Raw genomic sequence first — 24,777 nt, 5'->3', positions numbered from 1 at the left:
CTTGCCTTCCTCTTTCCCCATCTGCATTGACGTTTCTCAAGGAAACATAGATAAATTCATAAATTTGAATATGTGGAGGACTACTCATGCCGGTTGCCTTGAAAGAACACCCCTCGCGCCGCTTTTTGCTAAAGGCCGGACTCGGCATAGGAGCCGCTGCGATCACGGGCCTCCGCCCTTCCTTTGCAGCCTCGGCCCCCATAAAACTCGGCGGCAATGAGGTCAGCGTCTTTTCTGACGGCAACTTGAGCCTACCGATGAATTTCCTTCTGCCTGAGCAAAGCCCGGAGGAGATTGAGGCCCTTTTCAAACCTCATGGTTTGCCAACCGATACAGCATCGCCGGATTGCAACATCACCCTCCTGCGCCATGACGACCGGCTGGTTCTGTTCGATGCAGGCGCCGGAGCCAACTTCCAGCCCAGCGCAGGCGAGCTGTTGTCCGGTCTCGAAGAGGCCGGCATTGATCCTTCAGACGTGACCGATGTGATCTTCACCCATGCGCATCCGGATCATCTCTGGGGTATTCTCGATGACTTTGACGACGTGCTTTATTCAGAAGCGACACTCTGGGTGCCACAAACAGAATGGGACTATTGGCGCGCCGATGACACGCTGGCGAAGACACCGGAAGCCCGTAAAAGCTTCGTCGTCGGGGCGCAGGCACGCTTTGCGGCCATCGAAGACCAGGTGCAGATGGTCACGCCCGGCATGGAAGTCGTACCCGGTGTTGAAGCTGTCGACACGTCCGGTCATACACCGGGTCACACGTCCTACACGATCCATGGAGATGGCGAATCCGTTCTGGTCGTGGGGGATGCAATCACCAATTCAGTGATATCCTTCGAGAAGCCCGACTGGGTGTCCGGATCGGATCAGGACCCGCAAAAGGGTATCCAAACCCGAAAGGCTCTTCTGGATCGACTGGCCACGGACCAAACGCAATTGATCGGCTTTCATCTGCCGAACATGGGCATCGGCCGCGTCGAGCGTGCCGGGTCTGCTTACAAGTTCGTGGCGGGCTAAAGCTGCGCAGCCACCTCGGCCTTGAGCCGGGGCCTCAATAGTGGTCCCGGCTCAAGGCCGGGACTGCACTGTCCTTAGAACTCTGCTGCCGCTATTCCGCTGGATGACGATGATCGGCGCCGTCACTCCGCCGGAAAGCCGCGAGGGCGGAGCCTTCGACGAGCCACGCCAGACCAACCCGAGCGCCGAATGCCATGGACAGCATCACGATCGGTGCCGAGATCGCCATGGTCGAGAAACCCGTAATGCCCTGCCCAACGGTGCAGCCCATCGCGAAAACACCGCCAATACCCATGAGGGTTCCGCCAAGAATGTGACGCCCGAGTTCCCGGGCATCATCACAGGCTTCCCAACGGATATCGCGTTTCCAGAGAGCTGCGAGAACCGCACCAGTGAGCGTGCCCGCAATAAGTCCGACACCATAATCGGGCCAAACACCGGTGTAGGTGATAAGCTGCAGAATACTGTCTCCAACAGGCACAACGAAGGATCCTGCCTCGATCTGCACCGGGTCAAAGGAATTTGCGGCTACGTAAGTTGTGGCCCACCAGCCGAAGGGGATGACCAGACCGATTGCTACGGCAGAGGCAATTTTTGTACGGGCACCACGATAGGCTGTGTCCTTGAATATCCAGCCCAAACCAACTGCAATCATAAAAAGCGCGACCAGCCACCGCAGGTCAAAACCAGCCAGACTGGAGACAATATCGCCTATGGACTGACTGCCGGCGGTTGCGAAGGTAATCATTTGATCATCAACCAATGGCACCCGAATGATGCCGATGATCCCGCGCTGCGCGGCCAATGCGGCCAGTCCTATGACTGTCAGAACCACCAGAGCTCTCAGACTGCCGCCACCAAGGCGCAGCACGGCGCCAAACCCGCACGTGCCGACCAGAGCCGTGCCGAGGCCAAACATTGCCCCACCGAGAATCGCGCCGGTCCAAGGAAACCCCGGATCGAGATAAAAGGAAGCTCCAGTGTCGGCGAGACCGAATGCGACAAGACCCTGCGTTCCAATCAAGGCAACCACGGCTGCAAGCACCCAGGTTCTGAGGCCGGAACTGTCTCCGGCATACCAGTGCCGCTCCAGCGCGGACAGAGTGCAAAAGTGTGAAGCTCGGCCGACGAACCCCAACACGCATCCGGCAAGAACGCCAAATACAGGCAATATAAGCGTCAGGTCTAATTCAGGCATTTTTTTGGCTGCCGTTGCCGGCCCCTTGTCGCGTCCCCACAAAGGCCACTCTCCGGTGGCTCTTTTTAGAGAGTAACAAGGGGGATAAGGCTCTTCAACGCTCAAGCGTGCTGCAATGCACGCGGCAGCATAGTCCAAGCTTAATGATTATCGCTGGGCTGCGGACGCACGTCCTTGCAGAAAAGATCATACAAGGTGGAGATGATTGAGCTCACCTCATCATCGACCAGTCTGTAATAAATCATCCGCCCTTCACGCCTCGTCTGCACAAGACCTTCGAGCCGCAATCGAGCAAGTTGTTGTGAAACGGCAGCCTGTGGCACCGTCAGGATATCTTCCAGTTCTGAAACAGATTTCTCGCCTTCAGACAGTAGGCACAGGATTACAAGACGCACTTCATGCGACAGTGCTTTCAAAAGATCACTTGCCTTGCGCGCCTGACCCATCAACTGGTCAAAGTCTTCGGCGCTCATATCCTTGTTGAAGACGGGCAGGTTCATCGAACGTTTCAGTATCCGTACAGGTTCAGCGAAACTATTGCAGCGCAGCAATTCTGCGCTCATTCGGGTAGATGATGCAAGTGGCAGCAATAATCAACTGCCGCTTTTTCTGTGCTCCTCCAGTTTGTCGAGCATATCGCCGAGCAGTGGCCAGAAAAAATGCTCACCGGGATACCCGCGGAGCCGTGCGATCTCCTTGCCATCTTCAACAAGAATGAAAGTCGGTGTCAGCCGTTCCCGTTGAACGTTTCCCAGATCTTCCGGCCAGCCGTCTGTGATATCCACACGGCGTAAGGGAGCACGTTTGCCCTCATCGGTTTTCGCATAGGCAACGCCGATCTCTTCATTCCAGATCATGCACCAGGAACAACCCGGTTGTTCAACCATGATCAATTCCGCTGCAATCCCGGGCCTCGGAAACGCAGCAAGTCCGGCAAAAAAGGCGCTCGCAACCAGCGCTCTCACAACATTCAAACGACGCACTTGCCATTCTCCGTGTTTTCTGTGATTGCAATATATATGACTTTTTGAATATTTTAAACAAAACACAAAGTCGTCATGTCTGGGAGGACACTTTATGCTCGAGGTTTCGTGGGGCGCGGCGTTTCTGGCGGGATTGCTGTCCTTTGTGTCGCCCTGCGTCTTGCCAATCGTACCACCGTATTTGTGTTACCTCGCCGGAGTGAGCGTGGACGAGTTGAAGGGTGATGCGGCAACGGCCGCCACCGGACGCCGGGTGGTCCTGGCCGCAATTGCATTCGTGCTCGGCTTCTCTGCCGTGTTCGTGGCGCTTGGAGCAACCGCGAGCGTGATCGGTCAATCTATCGCGCGCTATTACGATGTTCTGTCCTACATCGCCGGCACGATCATCATTATCATGGGTCTGCACTTCCTCGGCATTTTCCGGATCGGTCTATTGTTCCGGGAGGCAAGAGTTCACGTGGAGACCAAACCGGCAGGCCTGGTCGGTGCATTCATCATGGGGCTCGCCTTCGCATTTGGCTGGACGCCTTGCGTCGGGCCAGTGCTGGCTGCAATCTTGTTTGTTGCCGGATCCTCGCAAACGACCTGGCATGGCGCAGGCCTTCTGGCCGTCTACGCCTTAGGCATTGGTATTCCGTTCATTCTAGCAGCCGCCTTTGCCAGCCAGTTTTTAGGCTGGGCCAGCCGCTTCCGCAAACATATGGGCACCATCGAAAAAATCATGGGCGGGTTCTTGGTCTTGACCGGAGTTCTGTTCATCACCGGCCAGATGTCAGCCATTGCCTTCTGGCTGTTGGAAACATTTCCGGTTTTTTCACAAATCGGCTGAGCGTATCTGGGAGGAGCACGACATGCATCAGATCATCAAATCAATCGCAGCGGCAGCGGTCTGCTTGACACTGGGCCACACTGCCGGCCTTTCAGCGACCCTCGGCGAAGACGGGCTCCACAAACAGCCCTGGTTCACCATCACTTTCAAGGATATCGCAGAAGACATTGAAACAGCATCCGACGAGGGAAAACGTCTCGCCTTGGTGTTCGAGCAACGCGGATGCATCTACTGCAAGGCGATGCATGAGAAGCTCCTGAGCGACCCGGAAGTGACGGACTACATCAAAGAGCACTTCATGGTCGTGCAATACAACATGTTCGGCGACGAAGAAGTCATCGACATTGACGGAGAAGAGCTGACCGAGAAGACCGCCGCCCGAAAATGGGGCTATGTGTTCACACCGACAATCGTCTTTCTTCCAGACGAAATACCGGAAGATGGAACGGTCGCGGATTCGGCGGTTGCGACAATGCCAGGATCATTCGGCAAGTGGACATTTCTGAATATGTTCCGCTGGGTGAACGAAAAAGGCTACGAAAGTGACGAACACTTTCAGAAATATCACGCTCGTATAATCAATGAGTTACGTGACCAGGGCCGTCTCGGAGGGGACTAAAACTTGCACAAATTTGAAAGTCCGCAAAAAGGCGTATTGCATAACATATGCAAAAAATCATATCTTTTAATGTGAGGAGAACAGATGGACCGTGGAAATGAGTCCATCTTGGGCACGGTGGAGCGTGCCCACACTGAGGAGGAAAGCCGATAATATGACAAAGGGCGCAAGACTATGGGGCGCTGCTTTTGCGACATGCCTGGCCGGGACACTATCGGTCGGCGCATTGCATGCGGAAACCATCGCTCCAACGGCTGTCGAGATTGTCGACATGGAGGCCAAATCATCGCTCACCGGAAGGGCCGGTGACCCCGTTGCAGGCCGGGACACTTTCGCTGACCGGAAGAAGGGCAACTGCCTCGCCTGTCACGCCAACGCGGACCTGGGCGAACTTCTGTTCCACGGCGAGGTAGGCCCGGAACTGGACGGCGTTGGTGATCGGTGGAGCACAGAGCAATTGCGCGCCATCGTGATCAACAGCAAGCAGGTGTTCGGGGACCAGACCATTATGCCCGGATTCTACACGACGGCACTTGGCGCGCGCATTGCCGACAAATTCACCGATAAGACGATCCTTTCCGCTCAGGAAGTTGAGGATGTGGTCGCTTATCTGCTGACACTCAAAGAAAACTGATCTCCGGTTTCAAGGAGCAAGAGATGACCATAACAAGACGCCAGGCTTTGGGCTTGACTGCAGGCGCAGCCGCCTTCCTGACATTCGCCCCGCGAATTTCTTTCGCGGCAACACCTGACACGGACGCTGCTATCAAGGCGTTTACCGGAGGAGCGACCCCGACCGAGGGCACAGTCTCATTGGATACGCCGGAAATCGCTGAAAACGGCAACACAGTGCCCGTCGGTGTGACTGTCGATAGCCCGATGACTTCGGACAGTTACGTTGAATCGGTTCTCATTCTGGCAGACGGAAACCCGAACCCAGCTGTTGCGACGTTCCACTTTTCAGCCATGAGCGGTGCGGCCGAGGCCAAGACCCGGATCCGGCTGGCGAAGACACAAAACGTCATCGCCGTCGCCAAAATGAGCGACGGTTCAACCTTCATGGACACCAAGGAAGTCAAGGTCACCATCGGCGGCTGCGGCGGCTAATCGGCAACGACCGGACGAGAGGAAACGAAAAATGGCATCCCCAAAACCCCGCGTAAAAGTGCCAAAGAAGGCCGAAAAGGGTGAAGTCATCACCATCAAAACACTGATCAGCCATCCGATGGAATCAGGTCAGCGCAAAGACAAGAAAACCGGCGAGTTGATCCCCCGGCAGATCATCAACAAGTTCACCTGCGAGTTCGACGGCCAAGTCGTGTTCTCCTGTGATCTGGACCCTGCGGTATCGGCTAACCCATACCTTCAGTTCAGCGCAAAGGTCGACAACAGCGGAACCTTCAAGTTCACCTGGGTGGACGACAACGGCAGCGTCTATGAGACCGAAAAGAAAATAACGGTCGAATAGGGTCTAAAGCCATCACGGTCGCACAAATCGGGAGGAGACGATTTGACCATGACGAAAAATACAGGACGCTCTGCCGCTGCAATCCTTGCGACAGGTTTGGTAATCGGAATGTCCAACCAAGCCGTTGCGGATGAAAATGCGGAATTGATCGTCGAAGGCGAACAGCTCGTTACAAAAGTGGCGGCACCGGAAGGTCACCCGTTGGATGAACTTCTTTCTGGATGGCGGTTCCGCTCTGATGAAACTCAAGCCCTGCAGACAGACGACTTTGAAAACCCGGCATTTGCAGCAGTCGACTACGGTTCAGAACTCTGGGAGACAGATGCCGGCACTTCTGGGAAATCGTGTGCGTCTTGCCACGGAGATGCCTCGGAAAGCATGAAGGGTTTGCGAGCCTCCATGCCCAAGTGGCACGACGGCGAGAACACCCTGATGACCCTTGAAGACCACATCAATTGGTCGCGGAAGGAACACCAGGGCGCCGATCCGTGGAAATGGGAAAGTGCCGAAATGCTCGCGATGACGGCGTTTCTTGGTCTTCAATCCCGCGGCATGCCGGTCAATGTGAAGATCGACGGCCCAGCCGAAGAGTGGTTCAACAAGGGCAAGGACCTTTACTACACACGTGTCGGTCAGCTCGACATGTCATGTTCCAATTGTCATGAGGACAACTATGGCAACATGATCCGTGCCGACCATCTGAGCCAGGGTCAAATCAACGGCTTCCCGACCTATCGCTTGAAATGGCAAGGGCTTGGATCGACGCACCGACGGTTCAAAGGCTGCATGGACAACATCCGCGCAACGCCGTTCAAACGCGGTTCGGATGAATTCACATCGCTTGAATTGTACCTCGCCTGGCGCGGCTCCGGCCTGTCGGTCGAAACACCGGACGTGCGCCAGTAAGACGGCATTAAAAACTCTGGAAGCGGCGGTGGACTGCCGCTTCCCAAACTCCGGCCACAGCGCCGGCGACGGATCAAATCAACACCGGTCGATAATACGATCAAGGTGCGTAAGCTTTTACGCGCCAACGGAAAAACTATGCCTTTTGCCATTGGCTATTTGGAGGCTTCGGCCTCACCAGGATTCAGGAGTTAAGTGAATGTTTTCAAGACGCGAGTTCTTGATGGCGGCAACCGCAACCAGCGCCCTGCTCGGCTCCGGCATGACCGGGTCGTGGTCAAAGCTGATGGCACAACAGGCGTTGAGCGAAGACCAACTCCTAGCGATGGAGCCGGCGGGATCCCTGACGCTGGTCCACATTACCGACATTCATGCCCAGCTGAAGCCGATCTACTTCCGAGAGCCGTCCATCAATCTCGGCATTGGCGATGTCAACGGCAAACCACCGCATGTGACCGGAGCAGATTTTCTGAAGCTCTATAACATCGAAGCCGGTTCGCCGGACGCCTACGCACTCACATCAGAGGACTTCGCTTCACTGGCTAAATCCTACGGCAAGATGGGCGGCATGGACCGGGTGGCAACCGTGATCAAGCGCATTCGCGCCGAGCGCGGCGATGACAACGTCCTGCTACTGGACGGGGGCGACACCTGGCAGGGCAGTTACACGTCCAATCAAACGCTTGGCCAGGACATGGTAACGGTCATGAACGCCTTGAAACCGGATGCCATGACCGGCCACTGGGAATTCACCTACGGCACGGACCGGGTTCAGGAGATCATCGACGACCTCCCCTTCGCCTTCCTGGGCTCAAACATTTACGACAACGAGTGGGATGAGCCGGCGTTCGAAGCCTGGAAGATGTTTGAGCGTGGCGGGTCGAAGGTTGCGGTCATCGGGCAGGCCTTCCCCTACACGCCGATCGCCAATCCACGCTGGATGATCCCGGGTTGGTCCTTCGGCATCCGCGAGGAAGACATTGCCAAACACGTCGAAGAGGCCCGCGGCGAAGGCGCAGAAGTCATTGTCCTACTCTCTCACAATGGGTTCGACGTTGACCGGAAGCTTGCCTCCAACGTAGCTGGCATCGACGTCATCTTGACCGGCCACACGCACGATGCTCTCCCCGAGCCGGTGATTGTCAATGACACGCTGGTGATTGCATCTGGCTCGAACGGCAAGTTCGTCTCCCGCGTTGATCTGGATGTGAAAGACGGCGCGGTTGTTGGCTACAAATACCGTTTGATCCCGATCTTCTCTGACGTGATTACGCCGGATGCAGAAATGAGTGCGCTGATCGATGAGGTCCGCGCGCCCTTTGAGGCAGACCTTTCGCGGGTTCTCGGCAGGACTGAAAGCCTCCTTTACCGGCGCGGCAACTTCAACGGCACTTTCGATGACCTGATTTGTCAGGCGCTTCTGGAAGAACGCGACGCCCAGATTGCACTGTCGCCCGGCTTCCGCTGGGGCACCAGCCTCCTGCCCGGTCAAGACATTACCTTCGAAGACCTCCACAACGCCTGTGCCATGACCTATCCGGCCGCTTATCGCTCCACCATGAACGGCCAAATGCTCAAGGACATTCTTGAAGACGTTGGCGACAACCTCTTCAACAAGGACCCGTATTACCAGCAAGGCGGCGACATGGTCCGCGTTGGCGGCATGGGGTACACGATCGACCCCAAAATGGAGATCGGCGAACGCATCTCCGACATGACGCTTCTTTCAACCGGTGAGCCGATCGACCCTGCGAAAGACTACGTCGTTGCCGGCTGGGCTTCGGTCAATGAAGACACCGAGGGCCCGGCGATCTGGGACGTCGTTGAAAACCACATCACCAAAAATCCGACCGTGAAGCTTCCGGACAATGAGTCCGTGAAGGTGATCGGTGTCTAGATTTGTTTAAGACCTGAGGACAGAAACATGACTGAGACAAAGGACAAGGGCACTCCCTCCCTCTCTCGGCGGTCCCTTCTCAAGGCCGGCCTCGCGAGTGGTGTTGCCGCAGGTGCCGCCGGAGCTGCAGGTGCAGCGCGCGCAGCAGGTGACCCATTGATCACGGAAATTCAGGACTGGAACCGGTATCTTGGCGACGGTGTCGATGCCGCCCCCTATGGCATGCCGTCAGAGTTCGAGTCGGAAGTGGTCCGGCGCAACGTGCCCTGGCTGACCGCTGATGCCGTCGCCTCAATCAATTTCACACCACTCCATGAATTGGACGGGATCATCACGCCGAACGGGTTGTGTTTTGAGCGCCACCATGGCGGTGTCGCGCATATCCGACCGCAGGATCACCGTCTGATGATTAACGGCCTGGTTGACACTCCTCTGGTTTTCACCATGGAAGACCTGAAGCGCTTCCCGCGCGAAAACCACGTCTACTTCCTGGAATGCGCGGCCAATGGCGGCATGGAGTGGCGCGGGTCTCAGCTCAATGGCTGCCAGTTCACCCACGGCATGGTGCACAACGTGATGTACACCGGCGTGAAGCTTAAGACATTGCTGGAAGAAGCCGGCGTCAAGACCAACGGCAAATGGGTGCTTCCCGAAGGCGCAGACGCTGCCCACATGACCCGCTCCATCCCGATGGAAAAGGCGCTGGATGACTGCTTGGTTGCCTGGAAAATGAACGGCGAAGCCCTGCGCGCTGAACAGGGCTATCCGCTGCGTCTCGTTGTTCCGGGCTGGGAAGGCAACATGTGGGTCAAGTGGTTGCGGCGGCTGGAAGTCGGCGATCAACCGTGGCACCACCGCGAGGAAACATCCAAATACACAGATCTCCTGGAAACAGGAAAAGCCAGGCGCTTTACCTGGGTGATGGATCCCAAGTCCGTCATCACCAGCCCAAGCCCGCAAATGCCGGTTTCGCACGGCAAAGGCCCGATGGTGATCTCAGGCCTCGCCTGGTCCGGCAACGGCCGCATCACTCGAGTAGACGTATCGCTCGACGGCGGCCGGAACTGGAAGAAGGCACGGATCGACGGGCCGAGCCTGTCGAAGTCTCTGCACCGTTTCTACCTCGACATTGATTGGGACGGCTCGGAAATGCTGATCCAATCCCGCGCAATGGATGAACACGGGTTTTACCAGCCAACCAAAAACGAGCTGCGCGCCGCCCGCGGGGAAAACTCCATCTACCACAACAACGGCATTCAGACCTGGTATGTCCAAAAGAACGGGGCGGTTGAAAATGTTGAAGTCTCTTAAAGCGCTTTCGCTCGGCACCGTTCTCGTCGCGCTTGCCTCCACCGCCACCGCGGGCGATGCGGCCAAGGGCGAGAAGGTCTTCAAGAAATGCCAAGCCTGCCATGCAGTAGGTGATGGGGCCAAAAACAAGGTTGGTCCGCATCTAAACGACCTGTTTGGGCGCACGGCCGGCGAGATCGATGGCTACAAATACTCAAAAGCGATGCTCAAGGCAGGTGAGGACGGGCTGGTGTGGGACATGGAAACCACCCGCACTTATCTCGCCAAACCGAAAGCCATGATCAAAGGCACCAAGATGGCCTTTGCTGGGCTCCGCAAGGATGCAGATCTCGACAACATTCTCGCATACCTTGCGACTTACTCTGAAAACGCAGACAACGGTTCAGAACAATCCAAAGCAATTTTACAAGATAGCGGAGCTCAAGTCGCCGCCGCTTCTGCCTCAACAGAACCCGTTGCCGCCGCTGCCTCTAGTACAAGAGACGGTGGTGTCTTCGGCCTTGGCCGTGTTGCCTTGGCTGAGGAAGTGGCTGCGTGGGACATCGACGTCCGTCCAGATGGGCAAGGGCTTCCCGAAGGATCGGGAACTGTTGCCGACGGAGAAGTTCTTTACACAGACAACTGCGCCATGTGTCACGGTGATTTTGGCGAGGCAGTAGACCGCTGGCCGGTTCTCGCAGGTGGCCATGACACCCTGACCGACGATCGCCCAGAAAAGACAATCGGTTCCTACTGGCCCTACTTGTCGACAGTCTATGACTATGTCCGCCGGGCAATGCCTTTTGGCAATGCCAGATCTTTGTCCGACGATGAGGTCTACGCAATCACCGCGTATCTCCTTTACCTGAACGATCTTGTGGACGATGAGGAGTTTGAACTCTCCAAGGACAACTTCCTCGATATCCGCCTGCCCAATGAGGAGAACTTCATTGCGGATGACCGGCCCGAAGAAGCGCATTACGCACAAAAGAGCGAACCATGCATGACCGACTGCAAGCCCGGTCCTGTTGAGATTACCATGCGCGCGCGCATTCTGGATGTGACGCCCGACGACGGCGGCGATGACAACGCCGGTGTCGGCGCGGTAGACTGATCCATACCGGGTCACGGGAGGAACCGGTATGGACCAGAAGCAGGAAAAGGCTGAACGGCCTTATGCCGATTTTCCGACATGGAGAAATGCGGCATGGGCCCGAGCAAGAAAATGGATCGCAGGCGCAGCGTTTTTACTGGCGGCGCCGGCCATGGCATCGGACGGCGATCCAATAAAAGGCGAAAAGCTGTTTAAAGCCTGCAAAGCATGCCACCAAGTTGGAGCCAATGCACGTAATGGCGTTGGTCCTCATCTCGACGGCCTTTTTGAACGCCCGGCCGGGACCCTGGAAGGGTTCAAGTATTCCAGTGCGATGAAGAAACTTGGCAGTGACGGGATGGTCTGGAACGAGTTTTCGTTGGACCTTTATCTCGAAAAGCCGCGGGAATATGTACCCGGAACCCGAATGTCCTATCGCGGCATGCCAAACCGTCAGGATCGCACCCACATCATCGCCTACTTGAGAGAGCTTTCCAAATCCGAACCGGCGTCAGAACCGGAGGCGGAAACTGTGACGCCGGAAATGGGTGCCGTTGCTATGCAGATCGACGGCGACATGGCCTATGGCGAGTATCTTTCGAGTGAATGTGTCACCTGTCATCAGGTCTCCGGCCGGGCCGATGGCATCCCATCCATTATCGGCTGGCCTAAGAAACCGTTCATCCGGGCACTCTTTGAGTACAAGACAAATGTCCGCAGTCATCAGGTCATGCAGAACATGACAGTCAACCTCGGCAACGAGGAAATCGCAGCCTTGGCCGCCTATTTCGGGTCCATCGATCCGCAATGAGGTTTTGTCAAATGCAGGGGCCAAACTGCATACTTGGGAGGAAATGACATGCCAAATCTCACACGCCGTAGTTTTGGGCTTCTGGTTGGCGCCGGGGCGACATCCCTGGCACTGCCGTACTACGCCCGGGCGCAGGGGAAACCTAATGTCGTCGTCATCGGCGGCGGCGCTGGAGGCGCCACAGCCGCCCGGTATATGGCCAAGGATGCTGGTGAGGATCTTGACGTTACTCTGATCGAAGCCAACCCGGCCTACACAACCTGCTTCTTCTCCAACCTATACCTCGGCGGGTTCCGCGATTTCAATTCCATCACACACGGCTACGATACGCTGTCTTCGAACTACGGCATCACCGTTGTAAACGGCATGGCAGATGCGGTTGATCGGGATGCCAAAATGGTTGTCATGGCGGACGGTTCCAAAGTGCCTTACGACCGTCTGGTCGTGTCCCCGGGCATTGATCTCATCTACGATAGTGTGCCCGGTTACTCAGAAGAAGCGGCTGAAATCATGCCGCATTCGTGGAAGGCGGGCCCTCAGACCCAGCTTCTGAAAGCCAAACTGGATGCTATCGAAAACGGCCAGCAAATCGTCATGGTGGCCCCGCCGAACCCATATCGGTGCCCTCCGGGACCGTACGAGCGTGTGTCAATGATGGCGCATATTCTCAAATCCAAGGGACTGAACGACAGCAAGATCGTCATCATTGATCCCAAGCCGAAGTTCTCCAAACAAGCCCTATTCCAGGAAGGCTGGGACAAGCACTATCCGGGCATGATCGAGTGGTATGGACCGGATGTGCATGGCGGTATCGTCAAGGTCGATGCGTCGACCGGGGAGGTCGAAACAGACCTGGACACCTTCCAAGGCGATTTGGTGAACGTTATCCCGGCGCAAAAGGCGGGCATGATCGCCTCTAAGGCCGCACTTACCAACGACAGCGGGTTCTGTGCCATTGATCCGGCTTCCATGCGCTCCAAGAAAGACGATTCCATCTTTGTCATCGGAGATGCCTGCATCGCCGGAGACATGCCGAAGTCCGGTTTCTCGGCGAACAGCCAGGCCAAAGTGGCAGCCATGGCCATTCGCGGAGACCTCACCGGGTCCCGTGTTTTCCCAGCAAAATACTCCAACACCTGCTGGAGCCTGATCGAGACCAACGACGGCGTAAAAGTCGGCGCACAATACGCCCCGACCGAAGAAAAAATCGCGTCCACCTCGAAATTCATTAGCCAGACCGGTGAAGATGCAGGCCTCCGTCAGGCGACCTATGAAGAGTCGATCGGCTGGTACAAAGGCATCACCACCGACATGTTCGGCGCCTAATTCCTCCCCCACCTTGCTTGCGGTGGCGCCGGCTGCCGCAAGCCTCTTTTTCACCAGAACTTCAGTCCATACTTCACATCACCCGTCATTAGTGCGAAGACAGCGTCCCCCTCCATCGACATTCTGAAACAGTGTTGCTTGGAAAAACCAGCCAAATGGAGACGCAATGACCTGGACCGCATCGCCCGACCGTTACACCAGCATGGACTACCGCCGCTGTGGTAAGTCCGGATTGAAACTGCCGCTCATTTCTCTGGGACTTTGGCACAATTTCGGCGATGACACCCCGCACCAACGCAAACAGGAAATTGCGCGGACCGCTTTTGATCTCGGCATCACCCACTTCGACCTTGCCAACAATTATGGTCCGGCAAAGGGCTCCGCGGAGAGCGCATTCGGCGAACTCCTGCGCACCGACTTTGCACCGTATCGGGACGAGATGATCATTTCGTCCAAGGCCGGGTACGACATGTGGCCTGGTCCTTATGGCGAGTGGGGCAGCCGCAAATACCTGATTGCGTCCTGCGACCAATCGCTTAGGCGCATGGGTCTCGACTATGTCGACATCTTCTATTCACACAGGTTCGACCCGGAAACGCCGTTGGAAGAGACCATGATGGCGCTGGACCACATCGTCCGCTCCGGACGGGCCCTATACGTCGGTATTTCCTCTTACAATACGAATAGGACACGAGAAGCAGCAGCAATCCTGAAGGAGCTCGGCACTCCCTGTCTGATCCATCAGCCGAGCTATTCCATGATCAACCGTTGGGTGGAAGAAGACGGCCTTCTCGACACCTTAGACGATCTCGGCATTGGTTCCATCGCCTTTTCCCCACTCGCCCAAGGCATGCTGACAAACAAGTATCTGAAGGACATTCCGGAAGGCAGCCGGGCCACACAGGGCAAATCCCTGCAGAACCAATTCCTCAGTGATGAGAACCTTGCAACCATCCGGGCACTCAACGCCATTGCCGAGCGGCGCGGGCAGACACTGGCGCAGATGGCACTTGCATGGGTCTTGAGAGGCGGCCGCGTCACCACGGCCCTCATTGGGGCAAGCCGAGCAGCCCAAGTGATAGACTGTGTCGGCGCGCTTAATAATCTCGAGTTCACTGAAGCGGAGCTTCAGGAAATCGATGCGACAGCCAAGGACGCCAACATCAATCTTTGGGCGGCCTCGTCTGAGCGCGAAGGCCCTTCCCGGAAGAAATAGATCCAGACACTGGGCGGTTTCGACCGCCCGGTCATCCTAGACGGCCTAATAAAGCCAGCGCGGAAGCCACGTTGCGATAATCGGGAACATCCACAGGATCGCGACGGCAGCGATTTGCAATCCGATGAACGGAACCACACCGCGATAGATCTGTCCGGTGGTGATTTCCTTTGGCGCAGCGCCGCGCAGATAGAATAGCGAAAATCCGAACGGCGGCGTCAGAAACGATGTCTGAAGATTGATTGCGATCAGGACTGTGAGCCAGATCGGATCAATACCCATCAGGATGAGCGGCGGGATCAAAACGGGCAACAGAATCACCGAGATCTCAACAAAGTCGAGGAAAAAGCCCAACACGAAGACGAACAGCATTGCAAAGATCAGTGCGCCCGTCGCGCCCCCAGGCATTTCCTTCAAGAGCTCATGAACACGGTCTTCCCCACCCAGGCCCACAAATACCAGACTGAAAAAACTCGCCATCAGGATGGTTGCAAAGATCATTGATGTGACGGTCAGGGTGGAGAGCAACGACGACTTCAATAGCCCGTCGGCAAATGCTGCGCGCAAAATTCTCAGAACAACGGCCAGCGCAAAGAGAGCAAGCCCGGCATAGATTGCGGCAAGCACATAGCCACCGATCGTCACATCGGATCTCTGGAGCCGCACGGGGAAGGCCGCAGCCGACACTGCAACTACCAGCAAAGCAATGGTCGCCAGAATGATGAGTTTGACCGGAACGCCCAACCGCCGACCGGCCAGCAAAATAGCTCCAACGGCACCAACAGAAGCTGCTTCGTTCGGAGATGCGACCCCGCCGAGGATCGAGCCCAAGACGGCAATAATCAAAAGGATTGGTGGCACGATCGCAGACGCGATTTCTACGCCGCTTGGTGGCTCAACACTCTCCTTCATTGCCGGAGCGTCACCCGGAAAAAGTTTCGCGCGGCCGATGATGTAGACGCAATAGACGGCAACCAGCAGAAGTCCCGGCACCATCGCGGCCGCAAAGGTCTGCCCGACCGAGATGGTTTCGATTGTGAACTTGCCTTGTGCATATTGCGCCTGCTGAAACGCATTCGACATGACATCGGCAAGGATGATCAAAAGGGTCGAGGGCGGGATGATCTGCCCAAGAGTGCCAGCTGTGCAGACCATCCCGGAGGCCAATTTCGGATCATACCCGTTGCGCAACATGGTCGGCAGGGCAATCAAGCCCATTGCAACGACCGTTGCGCCGACGATACCGGTCGACGCAGCCAGAAGGGCGCCCACCAGAACGACGGAAACACCAAGGCCGCCATTCATCTTGCCAAACAGCCGGCCCATCGTTTCAAGAAGGTCCTCGGCAATCCGGCTTTTTTCCAGGATCACCCCCATCAACACGAAGAGTGGGATGGCGGTGAGCACCGGGTTGGTCAGCACTCCAAAGAACCGCTGGCCCATCGCCCCCATAAGCTGAATGTTGAAATCTCCAAGCATCCATCCCAGGAGCGCGAAGCCGGTTGCGACGCCTGCTATCGTGAAGGCCACCGGATATCCCAGCAGAATGAAGGCGATCAGCGCCCCGAACATCATCAAATCAAGAGGAAGGCTCATACAGCGGTGGCTTTCAAGCGGGAAATATCACGGATCAAGGCAGCGGCGCCTTGAACGAGCAAAAGAATGCAGTAGGCCGGGATAAGGGTTTTCAGAAGAAAAGATGCCGGGATCCCGCCGACCGAAATAGGCCCCTCGAGTATTGCCCAGCTGCTGCGCACAGTCGGCCAGGAGAACCACAACAGAATAAGCAACGCTGGCGTCAGCAGAAACAGATGGCCAAAGATGTCGATCCAAGCCTGTGCACGCTCAGTTGCCTTGGCATAAAAAATGTCCACACGCACATGGGCATTGACCAGAAACGTGTACCCTGCGCCCAGCATGAAGATGGCTGCATGGAAATACAAAACACCTTCATCGAGAAAGATGAAGCTGTAGCCGAAAACATAGCGCAGTAGCACAATCACGAACTGCAACATCAGCATGCCCAGCGCTGCCCAGCACAAGGTGTTGCCTATTATCGAATTCACGCGCTCCAGCACACCCGCAAGCTTTTCCATCGCGGTGGGTTCCTGTTTTTGTCTCACAAGGTCACACCCTCATCGTGCGGAGTTGGACCAGATGGTCAAGTCATGCTGTAGCGACCGGAGAGGCGTTTCCACTTCCCCGATCGCCAAAGGCAGGCTGTGCCTTACATTTCCGACGATCAGTCGTATTTGTAGTCCAGCAGCCGGGCGTTCATCTGACCGTTGTCAGCGTAAGGCATGTACTCGCGCATCAGTTTGCGGTAGCCGAGGAAGCTCTCCGTGATCTGCTTGACCAGATCGTCGCTGTCTGCACGCAGGTCAGCGATCACTTCACCGGCAGCATTTCCCATGGCCACGATCACATCGTCCGGGAGCTTGCGCACCATCACGCCATGATCGTTGACGAGACCCGTCAGAGCTTGCGCGTGCTTGGTGTTGTACTCGGTCAGGACATCGTTGTAGAGGCTGGAACAGGCTTGCGTGACGGCCTCTTTAAGATCATCCGGAAGTTCGTTGTAGGCATCCAGATTAACCGCGCATTCTTCAGCGGAAGACGGCTCACCAACACCCGGCCAATAGTAGTTCTTGGCGATCTGGTAGTAGCCGAGCGCGCTGTCGGTCCACGGGCCGATGAACTCGCCAGCATCAAGAGCACCAGACTGCAGCGCCTGGAACATTGCCGGGCCGCTCATGGCCTGTACTGCCATGCCGAGCTTGGAGCACATTTCGGATGCGAGACCCGTTGAGCGGAACTTCAAGCCCTTGAGATCGTCAACGCTGTTGATCTCGTTGCGGAACCAGCCGGCCCATTGCGGACCTGAGTTGCCGCACAAGAACGGCTTCAGATTGAAGCGGCCGTACATTTCATCATAAAGCGCCTGGCCACCACCGTGGATCAACCAGCCGGCTTGTTCGGGAGCTGTCAGACCAAACGGCTGGGACCCAAACAGCAGGATACCCTTGGACTTGGAACCCCAGTAGGCCGGGACCGCATGATAAAGCTCAGCAGTGCCCTGCCCGACGGCATCGAAAACACCATTGCCCGGAACGATTTCGCCGGCCGCAAACAGCTTCACTTCGATGCGCCCGCCCGACAGGGTCGTGATGCGGTCCGCGAGCATTTGCGCAGCGACGCCTGGTCCTGGCAGGTTCTTCGGCCAGGCCGTTACCATGCGCCACTGGCGGACATCTTGAGCAATGGCAGGCGCTGCAAGCGTTGTCGCTGCTGCGCCCGTTGCGCCGATTGCACCGGCTTTCAAAAAGTCACGTCTTTTCATCTTATCCTCTTTGTCAAAGGTGATTGGAGGGCTGTCCGCCATTGTTGTTATCTCCCAAGGATACCCGGCAGGTTCAATCCCTGTTCTTTTGCGCAATCCAGCGCAATTTCGTAGCCCGCATCAGCGTGCCGCATCACACCGGTTGCGGGATCATTCCAAAGCACACGCTCAATCCGGCGTGCAGCATCATCGGTTCCATCGCAGCAAATGACCATGCCCGAATGCTGTGAGAAGCCCATACCGACGCCGCCGCCATGGTGCAAAGACACCCAGGTTGCGCCAGACGCCGTGTTCAAGAGAGCGTTCAGAAGCGGCCAATCTGACACCGCGTCCGAGCCATCTTTCATGGATTCCGTTTCCCGGTTCGGAGACGCCACGGACCCACTATCAAGGTGATCGCGGCCGATGACGACCGGGGCCTTGAGCTCACCGTTGCGGACCATTTCGTTAAAGGCAAGACCCAACCGGTGGCGTTGACCAAGACCCACCCAGCAAATCCGGGCAGGCAAACCCTGGAACGAAATCCGTTCCTTGGCCATGTCGAGCCAGTTGTGTAGATGCTCATCATCTGGAATGAGTTCCTTCACCTTGGCGTCGGTCTTGTAGATATCCTCCGGATCACCGGAAAGCGCGCACCAGCGGAAGGGCCCGATCCCGCGGCAGAAGAGCGGCCGGATATAGGCAGGCACGAAGCCCGGGAACGCGAAAGCGTTTTCAAATCCCTCTTCCAAGGCCACCTGGCGGATGTTGTTGCCGTAATCCAGCGTTGGAACACCGGCATTCCAGAAATCGACCATTGCCTGCACGTGAACTTTCATCGAAGCCCGCGCGGCTTTCTCAACCGCTTTCGGATCTGTCTCAGCCTTTGAACGCCATTCGGCAACGGTCCAGCCTTGCGGCAGATACCCATTCACCGGGTCATGCGCTGACGTCTGGTCGGTGACGATATCCGGTTTGACACCACGTTTGACGAGTTCAGCAAAAACATCTGCAGCGTTGCCGATGAGGGCGACGGATTTCGCGTCACCAGCCTTCGTCCAGCCCTCGATCATCTCCAGCGCTTCGTCGAGAGAATGCGTCTTTTCATCGACGTATTTTGTACGCAGGCGGAAATCGGCGCTCTTTTCATCGCACTCGACCGCGAGACAGCAGGCTCCGGCCATGACGGCAGCAAGCGGTTGCGCACCGCCCATGCCACCAAGACCACCGGTGAGGATCCAGCGGCCTTTCAGGTTACCCTCATAATGCTGGCGGCCGGCTTCCATGAAGGTCTCGTAGGTACCCTGAACGATGCCCTGGGTTCCGATATAGATCCAAGAGCCCGCGGTCATCTGGCCGTACATCGCCAGACCCTTTTTATCGAGCTCGTGGAAGTGGTCCCAGTTCGCCCAGTTCGGCACCAAATTGGAATTCGCGATCAGAACCCGCGGTGCATCCTTATGGGTCTTGAACACGCCTACCGGTTTGCCCGATTGAACCATCAAGGTTTCATCGTCTTCCAGTGACTTCAAACTCGCAACGATTTGGTCGAAATCATCCCAAGTGCGCGCAGCACGGCCGATGCCGCCATAAACAACCAGCTCGTGGGGGTTTTCCGCTACATCTGGATGCAGGTTGTTCATGAGCATCCGCAACGGAGCTTCCGTCAACCAGGACTTGGTATTGAGCTCTGTTCCCGTCGGCGGGAAAACGTCACGTGCATTGTGGCGGCGGTCAACCATGGTTGGCTCCCTCGGAATTTTTTGTGTGTTGGACGAGCGCGGGCGCGAGATCAGCCAGTGCGCTAAGAATTTCTTTCAGATGGACCCGCAAACGCCCGGCTTTCGACTCGTCATAAGCAAACGGCGTGTCTTCGCTCAAAAGATGCGTAGACTGAGCCAGCTCCATCTGGATGGCATGGAAGCCGCGTGCCGGCTGGCCGTAGTGGCGGGTGGTCCAGCCGCCCTTGAAGCGGCCGTTCAGGATCGATGTGTAGCCCTCAGCTTTTGCTGTGAGATCGACAACGGCCTTCTCGATCTCGGGTGCGCATGTGGCGCCGCCATTGGTTCCGGTGTTGAAATCCGGCAGCGTGCCCTCAAACAAGTAGGGCACGACGGAACGGATCGAATGGCAGTCGTAGAGAATTGCGATGCCGTGTTTCGCGTGGACACGCTCCAGTTCGGCCTTCAGTGCAGCGTGATAAGGCGCGTGCCAAGCCAGCCGCCGCTTTTCGATGTCTTCGGGATCCGGCTCGCTGCCGTCCAGATAAATCCGGCGTCCGTCAAAGTCCGTTGTTGGACAGAGCGTTGTCGTGTTTTGACCTGGATAAAGGCTGACGCCCTCAGGGTCCCGGTTGGCATCAATGACATAGCGGTGGAAGTTTGCCTTCACCATTGTCGCGCCTGGCAGGAGGTCAGAATAGAGTTGGTGAACGTGCCAATCGGTATCGGCAAGCTTTTGACCCACTTCATTCAGGCAGGACCAAATCTCAGGTGGCACATACGTTCCGGCATGCGGCACCCCAAGCACCACCGGCCCGTCTCCGTGAAAGACCTCAACCGGCTGCATGGACACCTCCAAGGACCAAGGCGGCATTGTCATCAAGAAACGCAACCAAGCTGCGGGACTTGATCAAATCCGCCGCCGTCTCCAGGTCCGGAGCCAGGTACCGGTCCTTATCCAGTGCGGGCACGTTTTGCCGAAGCTGTTCCAACGCATTTTGCAGCGGCGCGCTGGTTTTGAGTGGTGCGCGATGTTCAATCCCTTCGGCAGCACAAAGCAGCTCAACACCCAAAATATGAGCCAGATTTGCGTTCATTCGAGCCAAACGGCGCGCGCCATGCGCGGCCATAGAAACGTGATCTTCCTGATTGGCGCTTGTCGGGGTGGAGTCTGTCGAGCACGGATTGGCGAGATGTTTGTTTTCGCTCATCAATGCAGCCGTTGTCACTTCGGCGATCATAAGCCCGGAATTCAAACCCGGATCGCACGCAAGAAACGGAGGTAAATCAAAGGACAAAGCCGGATCAACCATCAAGGCGATACGCCGCTGGGCAATCGCCCCGAGCTCGGCAATCGCGAGCGCAATCTGGTCTGCGGCAAAAGCAACAGGTTCCGCGTGAAAGTTGCCACCAGAAACAATCCGGTCTTCTTCAATCAGCACCAGAGGGTTGTCGGTTGCCGCATTCGCCTCAATCTCAAGTGTGCTGGCGGCCATGCGTAGAAGGTCAATGCAGGCACCCGTAACTTGCGGTTGGCAGCGTATACAGTAGGGATCCTGAACACGGGTGTCGCCTTCCCGGTGGCTCTCACGGATTTCAGACCCCTCCATGACGGCGCGCATTGCGGCAGCCACTTCGATCTGACCACGATGGCCACGCAGTGCATGGATCTCCGGAAGAAGTGGCGCGGTTGAGCCCATGATGGCATCGGTCGACATGCTTGCGGTCAATACCGTTGCTTCGGCCAGACGCCAGGCTTCAAAGAGACCGACAAGCGCGCACGCCGTCGAAAACTGTGTTCCGTTGATAAGGCCGAGGCCTTCCTTGGGTCCTAAAACGACGGGCTTCAACCCGGCCCTTTCGAGCGCGGCTCCACCTGACATCCGCTCGCCGCCGAATTCCGCTTCGCCTTCGCCGATGAGGACAGCGGCCATGTGGGCCAAGGGTGCCAAATCACCGGACGCTCCAACAGAACCTTGAGATGGCGTGATCGGCGTAACACCTTTTTCCAGGGAAGCCTCGATCAGCTCCAGCACTTCGAGACGAACCCCGGACGCCCCGCGCCCGAGGGAGAGAAGCTTTAGAACCATCATCAAACGGGTTGTCGCCGTGTCGAGTGGCTCTCCAACACCGCAGCAATGCGACAGGATCAGATTACGTTGAAGTGTCTCTGTGTCTTCAGCGGCAATCTTCACACTCGCCAGCTTGCCGAACCCTGTGTTGACACCATAAACGGCTTCTTCACCGCGTGCGGCTTTCCCGACCCGCTCCGCAGCCAACCGGATTGCAGCTTCCGCAGCCCGGTCGACCCGGACGGGAAGGCTTTCACGGTAGACGCGTTCCAGATCGGCAAGGCGAACAGCGCCTGGAGACACAACAAGAGCGCTCATTCGGCTCCTCCAAAAATGCGTTTTTCTAGGGCGTTAAAGCCGATGCGATAGCTGAGTTCTGCCGGATGCCGAACGTTCCAGATGGCGAGATCGGCGCGTTTTCCGGCCTCCAGCGCACCGCGGTCCGTTAACCTGAGTGCCTTGGCCGCCTCGCGGGTCACACCGGCAAGCGCTTCTTCCGGTGTCATGCGGAATAAAGTGCAGCCCATGTTCATTGTGAGAAGGAGAGAAGCGAGCGGCGAAGACCCTGGATTGCAATCTGTCGCCAGCGCCATGGGCACATTATGTCGGCGCAAAAGGTCAACCGGCGGGGACTGCGTTTCGCGTAAAGTGTAAAACGCGCCGGGCAGGATGACAGCAACCGTGCCGCTTCTGGCCATGGCTTCGACGCCAGCTTCATCCAGATATTCCAGGTGATCTGCGGATAATGCGCCATAAGAGGCCGCAAGGGCAGCTCCGCCCAGGTTTGACAATTGCTCGGCGTGGAGTTTGACCGGCAGGCCAAGTTCCTTCGCCTTATCGAACACTGTTGCGATTTGTTTTGGCGAAAAGGCAATGCCTTCACAGAAGCCGTCGACCGCATCGACAAGACCCTCGGCATGGGCGGCTTCCAACGTGGGCAGGCAAACCTCAAAGAGGTAAGCGTCCGCGCGGTCTTTATAGTCTGCCGGAACAGCGTGCGCGCCGAGGAATGTCGTGCTTACTGAGATTGAGCGCAGGCTGCCGACCTTGCGGGCAACTCTCAGCATCTTGAGTTCGGTTTCCTGATCGAGGCCATAACCCGACTTGATCTCGATCCCCGTGACACCTTCGGCAATCAGCGCATCCACGCGGGATAGCGCACCTTCAAGCAATTCGTCTTCACTGGCTAACCGCGTTGCCTTGACGGTCGAGACGATGCCCCCACCTGCGCGTGCAACCTCTTCGTAGGACGCGCCTTCGAGCCGCATTTCGAATTCGCGGGCCCGGTCACCGCCAAAGACAACATGGGTGTGGCAATCGATAAGCCCCGGCGTCACCAGACGCCCGTTCAAGTTCTCATTCGGATAGGCCGAGAATGCTTCCGGCAGATCTGCTGCCGGACCAGCATAACCAATCGCCTCGCCGTCAATGGCAAGAACACCGTCTTCAATCAAGCCGTACGGTTCTCCCGTCTCCGTGAGTGTGACCAATTTGGCATTTGTCAGCAGCCGCTGTGGCACCGGACATCTCCCGCTTGATTAGATTGCGATAAAAGATAATATGCATGCACATATTAACGTGTCAACGAGGGAAAGAAACCGGCATGCCTACGGCGCAAGACAGCACCATTTTCGCAGACAAGGCGCTGCTTCCCAGTGGCTGGGCCGAAAACGTCCGCGTTGACTTCTTGGCGGGCGGTGAGATTTCTGCGGTTGAAACTAACGCTCTGTCACCGGTCGGAGAAACGCACCGGGTCGGGATCCTGTTACCTGCACCATCCAATCTCCACAGCCATGCGTTTCAGCGCGCGATGGCCGGAATGAGCGAACGCCGGGGTCAGGAGAGCCGCGACAGCTTCTGGACCTGGCGGCAGATCATGTTCCGTTTTCTCGACACGCTCACACCAGATGATGTCGAAGCAATTGCCGCCTTTGTTCAGATGGAAATGCTTGAGGCCGGGTATGCAGCCGTCGGAGAATTCCACTACCTGCATCATCAGCCTGGCGGCGCGCCTTTTGACAATCTCGGCGAAATGTCCGAGCGGATTGTGGCAGCTGCCAGCAAGACCGGCATTGGGTTGACCTTGCTGCCGGTGCTTTACACCCACGGTGGCTGCGACAAGCGCCCGCTGGCACCGGGACAAATCCGCTTCGGCAATGATTTCGACCGGTTCCAAAAACTCCATGACCAAGCGGGTCACGCCCTGCAGTCCCTCGGTAATGATAGCGTTTTGGGCATCGCGCCCCACTCGTTGCGCGCAGTCGATTCGGACGCGTTGAAAAACGCTGTCGTACTCGCGAGGCAGATGCCTTTGCACATGCACTTGGCAGAACAAGTCGCCGAAGTCGAAGAAGTTCTGGAAGCGACGGGCAAGCGGCCAGTCGACTGGCTTTTGGACAATCATGATGTATCGAAAAACTGGTGCCTCATTCACTGCACGCAGATGACACCTGAAGAGACCGTTGGACTGGCTCAGACCGGCGCGGTTGCCGGGCTTTGTCCAATCACCGAATCGAGCCTCGGAGACGGGATCTTCGACGGCGTCCGGTATCTGGATGCCGGCGGGCGGTTCGGAATTGGCTCCGACTCCAACATCCGGATTTCCTTGTCAGAAGAGTTGCGCACGCTCGAGTACTCACAGCGCCTTCGCGACAAATGCCGGGCGTCGGTGGCAAATCCGGAAAACTCGACGGGCCGCGTGTTGTTTGATGGAGCGGTTTCCGGAAGTGCGCAAGCATGTGGACGCCGTGCTGGACAGATCGCTGCCGGTCACCTTGCCGACATGGTCGCCCTAGACGCAAATGCCATCGACCTTGAAGACCGCAAAGGCGACGAGATCCTGGATGCCTACATCTTCGCGGGCGATGACAGAATGATCCAAGATGTCTGGTCGGCAGGCCGCCATGTTGTTACCGCGGGAATCCATGTAAAAGGCGAGGAAATCCGCGTCCGCTACCGGGCGACGATGAAAGCGTTGCGCGGCCGAATCTGAACAAGGAACCGA

At 56.9% G+C, this 24,777-nt stretch carries 24 protein-coding genes; 14 read left to right on the top strand and 10 right to left on the bottom strand.

Annotated features, from left to right (window positions below; all coding sequences use genetic code 11):
* Positions 1-86: 86 nt before the first annotated feature.
* Positions 87-1,025 carry an MBL fold metallo-hydrolase gene (locus tag ACQY4Z_RS16170; RefSeq protein WP_428522910.1) on the top strand — a complete coding sequence of 313 codons (939 nt, stop codon included), beginning with the start codon at positions 87-89 and terminating at the stop codon, positions 1,023-1,025.
* A gap of 91 nt (positions 1,026-1,116) precedes the next feature.
* On the opposite strand, the gene ACQY4Z_RS16165 is transcribed toward ACQY4Z_RS16170, so the two are convergent.
* The 3 genes from ACQY4Z_RS16165 to ACQY4Z_RS16155 all read right to left on the bottom strand — a co-directional run bounded on the left by ACQY4Z_RS16165 (position 1,117) and on the right by ACQY4Z_RS16155 (position 3,206).
* Positions 1,117-2,223 (bottom strand): YeeE/YedE family protein, encoded by a 1,107-nt coding sequence (locus ACQY4Z_RS16165; protein ID WP_428522908.1) that lies wholly within the window; start codon positions 2,221-2,223, stop codon positions 1,117-1,119.
* Positions 2,224-2,363: 140 nt separating this feature from the next.
* Positions 2,364-2,723: an ArsR/SmtB family transcription factor gene (locus tag ACQY4Z_RS16160; RefSeq protein WP_428529582.1), complete on the bottom strand. Its 360-nt coding sequence runs from the start codon at positions 2,721-2,723 to the stop codon at positions 2,364-2,366.
* Positions 2,724-2,816: 93 nt separating this feature from the next.
* Positions 2,817-3,206 (bottom strand): transcriptional regulator, encoded by a 390-nt coding sequence (locus tag ACQY4Z_RS16155; protein ID WP_428522906.1) that lies wholly within the window; start codon positions 3,204-3,206, stop codon positions 2,817-2,819.
* 94 nt (positions 3,207-3,300) lie between these two features.
* Here ACQY4Z_RS16155 and ACQY4Z_RS16150 point away from each other — a divergent pair, with 94 nt between their 5' ends.
* From ACQY4Z_RS16150 to mgrA, 12 genes are all read left to right on the top strand, one after another.
* Positions 3,301-4,035, top strand: coding sequence for a cytochrome c biogenesis CcdA family protein (locus tag ACQY4Z_RS16150; RefSeq protein ID WP_209174666.1), 735 nt, complete (start codon positions 3,301-3,303; stop codon positions 4,033-4,035).
* Between the two features lie 22 nt (positions 4,036-4,057).
* Positions 4,058-4,654, top strand: coding sequence for a thioredoxin family protein (locus ACQY4Z_RS16145; protein ID WP_428522904.1), 597 nt, complete (start codon positions 4,058-4,060; stop codon positions 4,652-4,654).
* A 154-nt stretch (positions 4,655-4,808) separates the two neighbouring features.
* Positions 4,809-5,288, top strand: coding sequence for a sulfur oxidation c-type cytochrome SoxX (gene soxX / locus ACQY4Z_RS16140; RefSeq protein WP_428522902.1), 480 nt, complete (start codon positions 4,809-4,811; stop codon positions 5,286-5,288).
* A 23-nt stretch (positions 5,289-5,311) separates the two neighbouring features.
* Complete coding sequence (gene soxY / locus ACQY4Z_RS16135) at positions 5,312-5,761, top strand: thiosulfate oxidation carrier protein SoxY (RefSeq protein ID WP_428522900.1); 450 nt, start codon at positions 5,312-5,314, stop codon at positions 5,759-5,761.
* Positions 5,762-5,792: 31 nt separating this feature from the next.
* Positions 5,793-6,122 (top strand): thiosulfate oxidation carrier complex protein SoxZ, encoded by a 330-nt coding sequence (gene soxZ, locus ACQY4Z_RS16130; protein WP_428522898.1) that lies wholly within the window; start codon positions 5,793-5,795, stop codon positions 6,120-6,122.
* 48 nt (positions 6,123-6,170) lie between these two features.
* Positions 6,171-7,028 carry a sulfur oxidation c-type cytochrome SoxA gene (soxA, locus tag ACQY4Z_RS16125; protein ID WP_428522896.1) on the top strand — a complete coding sequence of 286 codons (858 nt, stop codon included), beginning with the start codon at positions 6,171-6,173 and terminating at the stop codon, positions 7,026-7,028.
* Positions 7,029-7,227: 199 nt separating this feature from the next.
* Complete coding sequence (gene soxB, locus ACQY4Z_RS16120; protein WP_428522894.1) at positions 7,228-8,925, top strand: thiosulfohydrolase SoxB; 1,698 nt, start codon at positions 7,228-7,230, stop codon at positions 8,923-8,925.
* Positions 8,926-8,952: 27 nt separating this feature from the next.
* Positions 8,953-10,236 (top strand): sulfite dehydrogenase, encoded by a 1,284-nt coding sequence (gene soxC, locus ACQY4Z_RS16115; RefSeq protein ID WP_428522892.1) that lies wholly within the window; start codon positions 8,953-8,955, stop codon positions 10,234-10,236.
* Positions 10,220-11,329 carry a c-type cytochrome gene (locus ACQY4Z_RS16110; protein ID WP_428522890.1) on the top strand — a complete coding sequence of 370 codons (1,110 nt, stop codon included), beginning with the start codon at positions 10,220-10,222 and terminating at the stop codon, positions 11,327-11,329. The genes soxC and ACQY4Z_RS16110 overlap by 17 nt, the downstream gene beginning before the upstream one ends.
* A gap of 28 nt (positions 11,330-11,357) precedes the next feature.
* Positions 11,358-12,119 (top strand): c-type cytochrome, encoded by a 762-nt coding sequence (locus ACQY4Z_RS16105; RefSeq protein WP_428522888.1) that lies wholly within the window; start codon positions 11,358-11,360, stop codon positions 12,117-12,119.
* Between the two features lie 48 nt (positions 12,120-12,167).
* Positions 12,168-13,445, top strand: coding sequence for an NAD(P)/FAD-dependent oxidoreductase (locus tag ACQY4Z_RS16100; protein WP_428522886.1), 1,278 nt, complete (start codon positions 12,168-12,170; stop codon positions 13,443-13,445).
* A gap of 166 nt (positions 13,446-13,611) precedes the next feature.
* Positions 13,612-14,661 (top strand): L-glyceraldehyde 3-phosphate reductase, encoded by a 1,050-nt coding sequence (gene mgrA, locus ACQY4Z_RS16095; RefSeq protein ID WP_428522884.1) that lies wholly within the window; start codon positions 13,612-13,614, stop codon positions 14,659-14,661.
* A gap of 45 nt (positions 14,662-14,706) precedes the next feature.
* Here mgrA and ACQY4Z_RS16090 read toward each other — a convergent pair whose 3' ends face one another.
* The 7 genes from ACQY4Z_RS16090 to hutI all read right to left on the bottom strand — a co-directional run bounded on the left by ACQY4Z_RS16090 (position 14,707) and on the right by hutI (position 23,293).
* Positions 14,707-16,257 (bottom strand): TRAP transporter large permease, encoded by a 1,551-nt coding sequence (locus tag ACQY4Z_RS16090; RefSeq protein WP_428522882.1) that lies wholly within the window; start codon positions 16,255-16,257, stop codon positions 14,707-14,709.
* A complete protein-coding gene (locus tag ACQY4Z_RS16085) occupies positions 16,254-16,757 on the bottom strand; it encodes a TRAP transporter small permease subunit (RefSeq protein ID WP_428522880.1) in 504 nt (167 codons plus the stop codon). Before ACQY4Z_RS16085 ends, ACQY4Z_RS16090 begins: the two co-directional genes overlap by 4 nt.
* Positions 16,758-16,903: 146 nt before the next feature.
* Positions 16,904-18,001, bottom strand: coding sequence for a TRAP transporter substrate-binding protein (locus ACQY4Z_RS16080; RefSeq protein WP_428522878.1), 1,098 nt, complete (start codon positions 17,999-18,001; stop codon positions 16,904-16,906).
* A gap of 47 nt (positions 18,002-18,048) precedes the next feature.
* Positions 18,049-19,722 carry a urocanate hydratase gene (gene hutU / locus ACQY4Z_RS16075; protein WP_428522876.1) on the bottom strand — a complete coding sequence of 558 codons (1,674 nt, stop codon included), beginning with the start codon at positions 19,720-19,722 and terminating at the stop codon, positions 18,049-18,051.
* Positions 19,715-20,548, bottom strand: a complete 834-nt coding sequence (hutG, locus tag ACQY4Z_RS16070) for an N-formylglutamate deformylase (RefSeq protein WP_428522874.1) — start codon at positions 20,546-20,548, stop codon at positions 19,715-19,717. Before hutG ends, hutU begins: the two co-directional genes overlap by 8 nt.
* A complete protein-coding gene (hutH, locus tag ACQY4Z_RS16065; RefSeq protein WP_428522872.1) occupies positions 20,535-22,091 on the bottom strand; it encodes a histidine ammonia-lyase in 1,557 nt (518 codons plus the stop codon). The genes hutG and hutH overlap by 14 nt, the downstream gene beginning before the upstream one ends.
* On the bottom strand, positions 22,088-23,293 hold the full coding sequence (gene hutI / locus ACQY4Z_RS16060) for an imidazolonepropionase (RefSeq protein WP_428522870.1): 1,206 nt from the start codon (positions 23,291-23,293) through the stop codon (positions 22,088-22,090). The genes hutH and hutI overlap by 4 nt, the downstream gene beginning before the upstream one ends.
* Before the next feature lie 83 nt (positions 23,294-23,376).
* Between hutI and ACQY4Z_RS16055 the strand changes: the two genes are divergently transcribed.
* Positions 23,377-24,765: a formimidoylglutamate deiminase gene (locus tag ACQY4Z_RS16055; RefSeq protein ID WP_428522868.1), complete on the top strand. Its 1,389-nt coding sequence runs from the start codon at positions 23,377-23,379 to the stop codon at positions 24,763-24,765.
* Positions 24,766-24,777: the final 12 nt, after the last annotated feature.

The sequence above is a fragment of the Roseibium sp. genome, from assembly GCF_965276855.1.
Lineage (GTDB): Bacteria > Pseudomonadota > Alphaproteobacteria > Rhizobiales > Stappiaceae > Roseibium.
The sequence above is the reverse complement of the archived record's forward strand: the minus strand, read 5'-3'. Positions and strand labels throughout refer to the sequence as shown.

Excerpts from the sequence above, each read along its gene's own strand:
- ACQY4Z_RS16170 (WP_428522910.1), top strand. The coding sequence starts at position 87 with ATGCCGGTTGCCTTGAAAGAACACCCCTCGCGCCGCTTTTTGCTAAAG.
- ACQY4Z_RS16165 (WP_428522908.1), bottom strand. The coding sequence starts at position 2,223 with ATGCCTGAATTAGACCTGACGCTTATATTGCCTGTATTTGGCGTTCTT.
- ACQY4Z_RS16160 (WP_428529582.1), bottom strand. The coding sequence starts at position 2,723 with ATGAACCTGCCCGTCTTCAACAAGGATATGAGCGCCGAAGACTTTGAC.
- ACQY4Z_RS16150 (WP_209174666.1), top strand. The coding sequence starts at position 3,301 with ATGCTCGAGGTTTCGTGGGGCGCGGCGTTTCTGGCGGGATTGCTGTCC.
- ACQY4Z_RS16145 (WP_428522904.1), top strand. The coding sequence starts at position 4,058 with ATGCATCAGATCATCAAATCAATCGCAGCGGCAGCGGTCTGCTTGACA.
- soxX (WP_428522902.1), top strand. The coding sequence starts at position 4,809 with ATGACAAAGGGCGCAAGACTATGGGGCGCTGCTTTTGCGACATGCCTG.
- soxY (WP_428522900.1), top strand. The coding sequence starts at position 5,312 with ATGACCATAACAAGACGCCAGGCTTTGGGCTTGACTGCAGGCGCAGCC.
- soxZ (WP_428522898.1), top strand. The coding sequence starts at position 5,793 with ATGGCATCCCCAAAACCCCGCGTAAAAGTGCCAAAGAAGGCCGAAAAG.
- soxA (WP_428522896.1), top strand. The coding sequence starts at position 6,171 with ATGACGAAAAATACAGGACGCTCTGCCGCTGCAATCCTTGCGACAGGT.
- soxB (WP_428522894.1), top strand. The coding sequence starts at position 7,228 with ATGTTTTCAAGACGCGAGTTCTTGATGGCGGCAACCGCAACCAGCGCC.
- soxC (WP_428522892.1), top strand. The coding sequence starts at position 8,953 with ATGACTGAGACAAAGGACAAGGGCACTCCCTCCCTCTCTCGGCGGTCC.
- ACQY4Z_RS16110 (WP_428522890.1), top strand. The coding sequence starts at position 10,220 with ATGTTGAAGTCTCTTAAAGCGCTTTCGCTCGGCACCGTTCTCGTCGCG.
- ACQY4Z_RS16105 (WP_428522888.1), top strand. The coding sequence starts at position 11,358 with ATGGACCAGAAGCAGGAAAAGGCTGAACGGCCTTATGCCGATTTTCCG.
- ACQY4Z_RS16100 (WP_428522886.1), top strand. The coding sequence starts at position 12,168 with ATGCCAAATCTCACACGCCGTAGTTTTGGGCTTCTGGTTGGCGCCGGG.
- mgrA (WP_428522884.1), top strand. The coding sequence starts at position 13,612 with ATGACCTGGACCGCATCGCCCGACCGTTACACCAGCATGGACTACCGC.
- ACQY4Z_RS16090 (WP_428522882.1), bottom strand. The coding sequence starts at position 16,257 with ATGAGCCTTCCTCTTGATTTGATGATGTTCGGGGCGCTGATCGCCTTC.
- ACQY4Z_RS16085 (WP_428522880.1), bottom strand. The coding sequence starts at position 16,757 with ATGGAAAAGCTTGCGGGTGTGCTGGAGCGCGTGAATTCGATAATAGGC.
- ACQY4Z_RS16080 (WP_428522878.1), bottom strand. The coding sequence starts at position 18,001 with ATGAAAAGACGTGACTTTTTGAAAGCCGGTGCAATCGGCGCAACGGGC.
- hutU (WP_428522876.1), bottom strand. The coding sequence starts at position 19,722 with ATGGTTGACCGCCGCCACAATGCACGTGACGTTTTCCCGCCGACGGGA.
- hutG (WP_428522874.1), bottom strand. The coding sequence starts at position 20,548 with ATGCAGCCGGTTGAGGTCTTTCACGGAGACGGGCCGGTGGTGCTTGGG.
- hutH (WP_428522872.1), bottom strand. The coding sequence starts at position 22,091 with ATGAGCGCTCTTGTTGTGTCTCCAGGCGCTGTTCGCCTTGCCGATCTG.
- ACQY4Z_RS16055 (WP_428522868.1), top strand. The coding sequence starts at position 23,377 with ATGCCTACGGCGCAAGACAGCACCATTTTCGCAGACAAGGCGCTGCTT.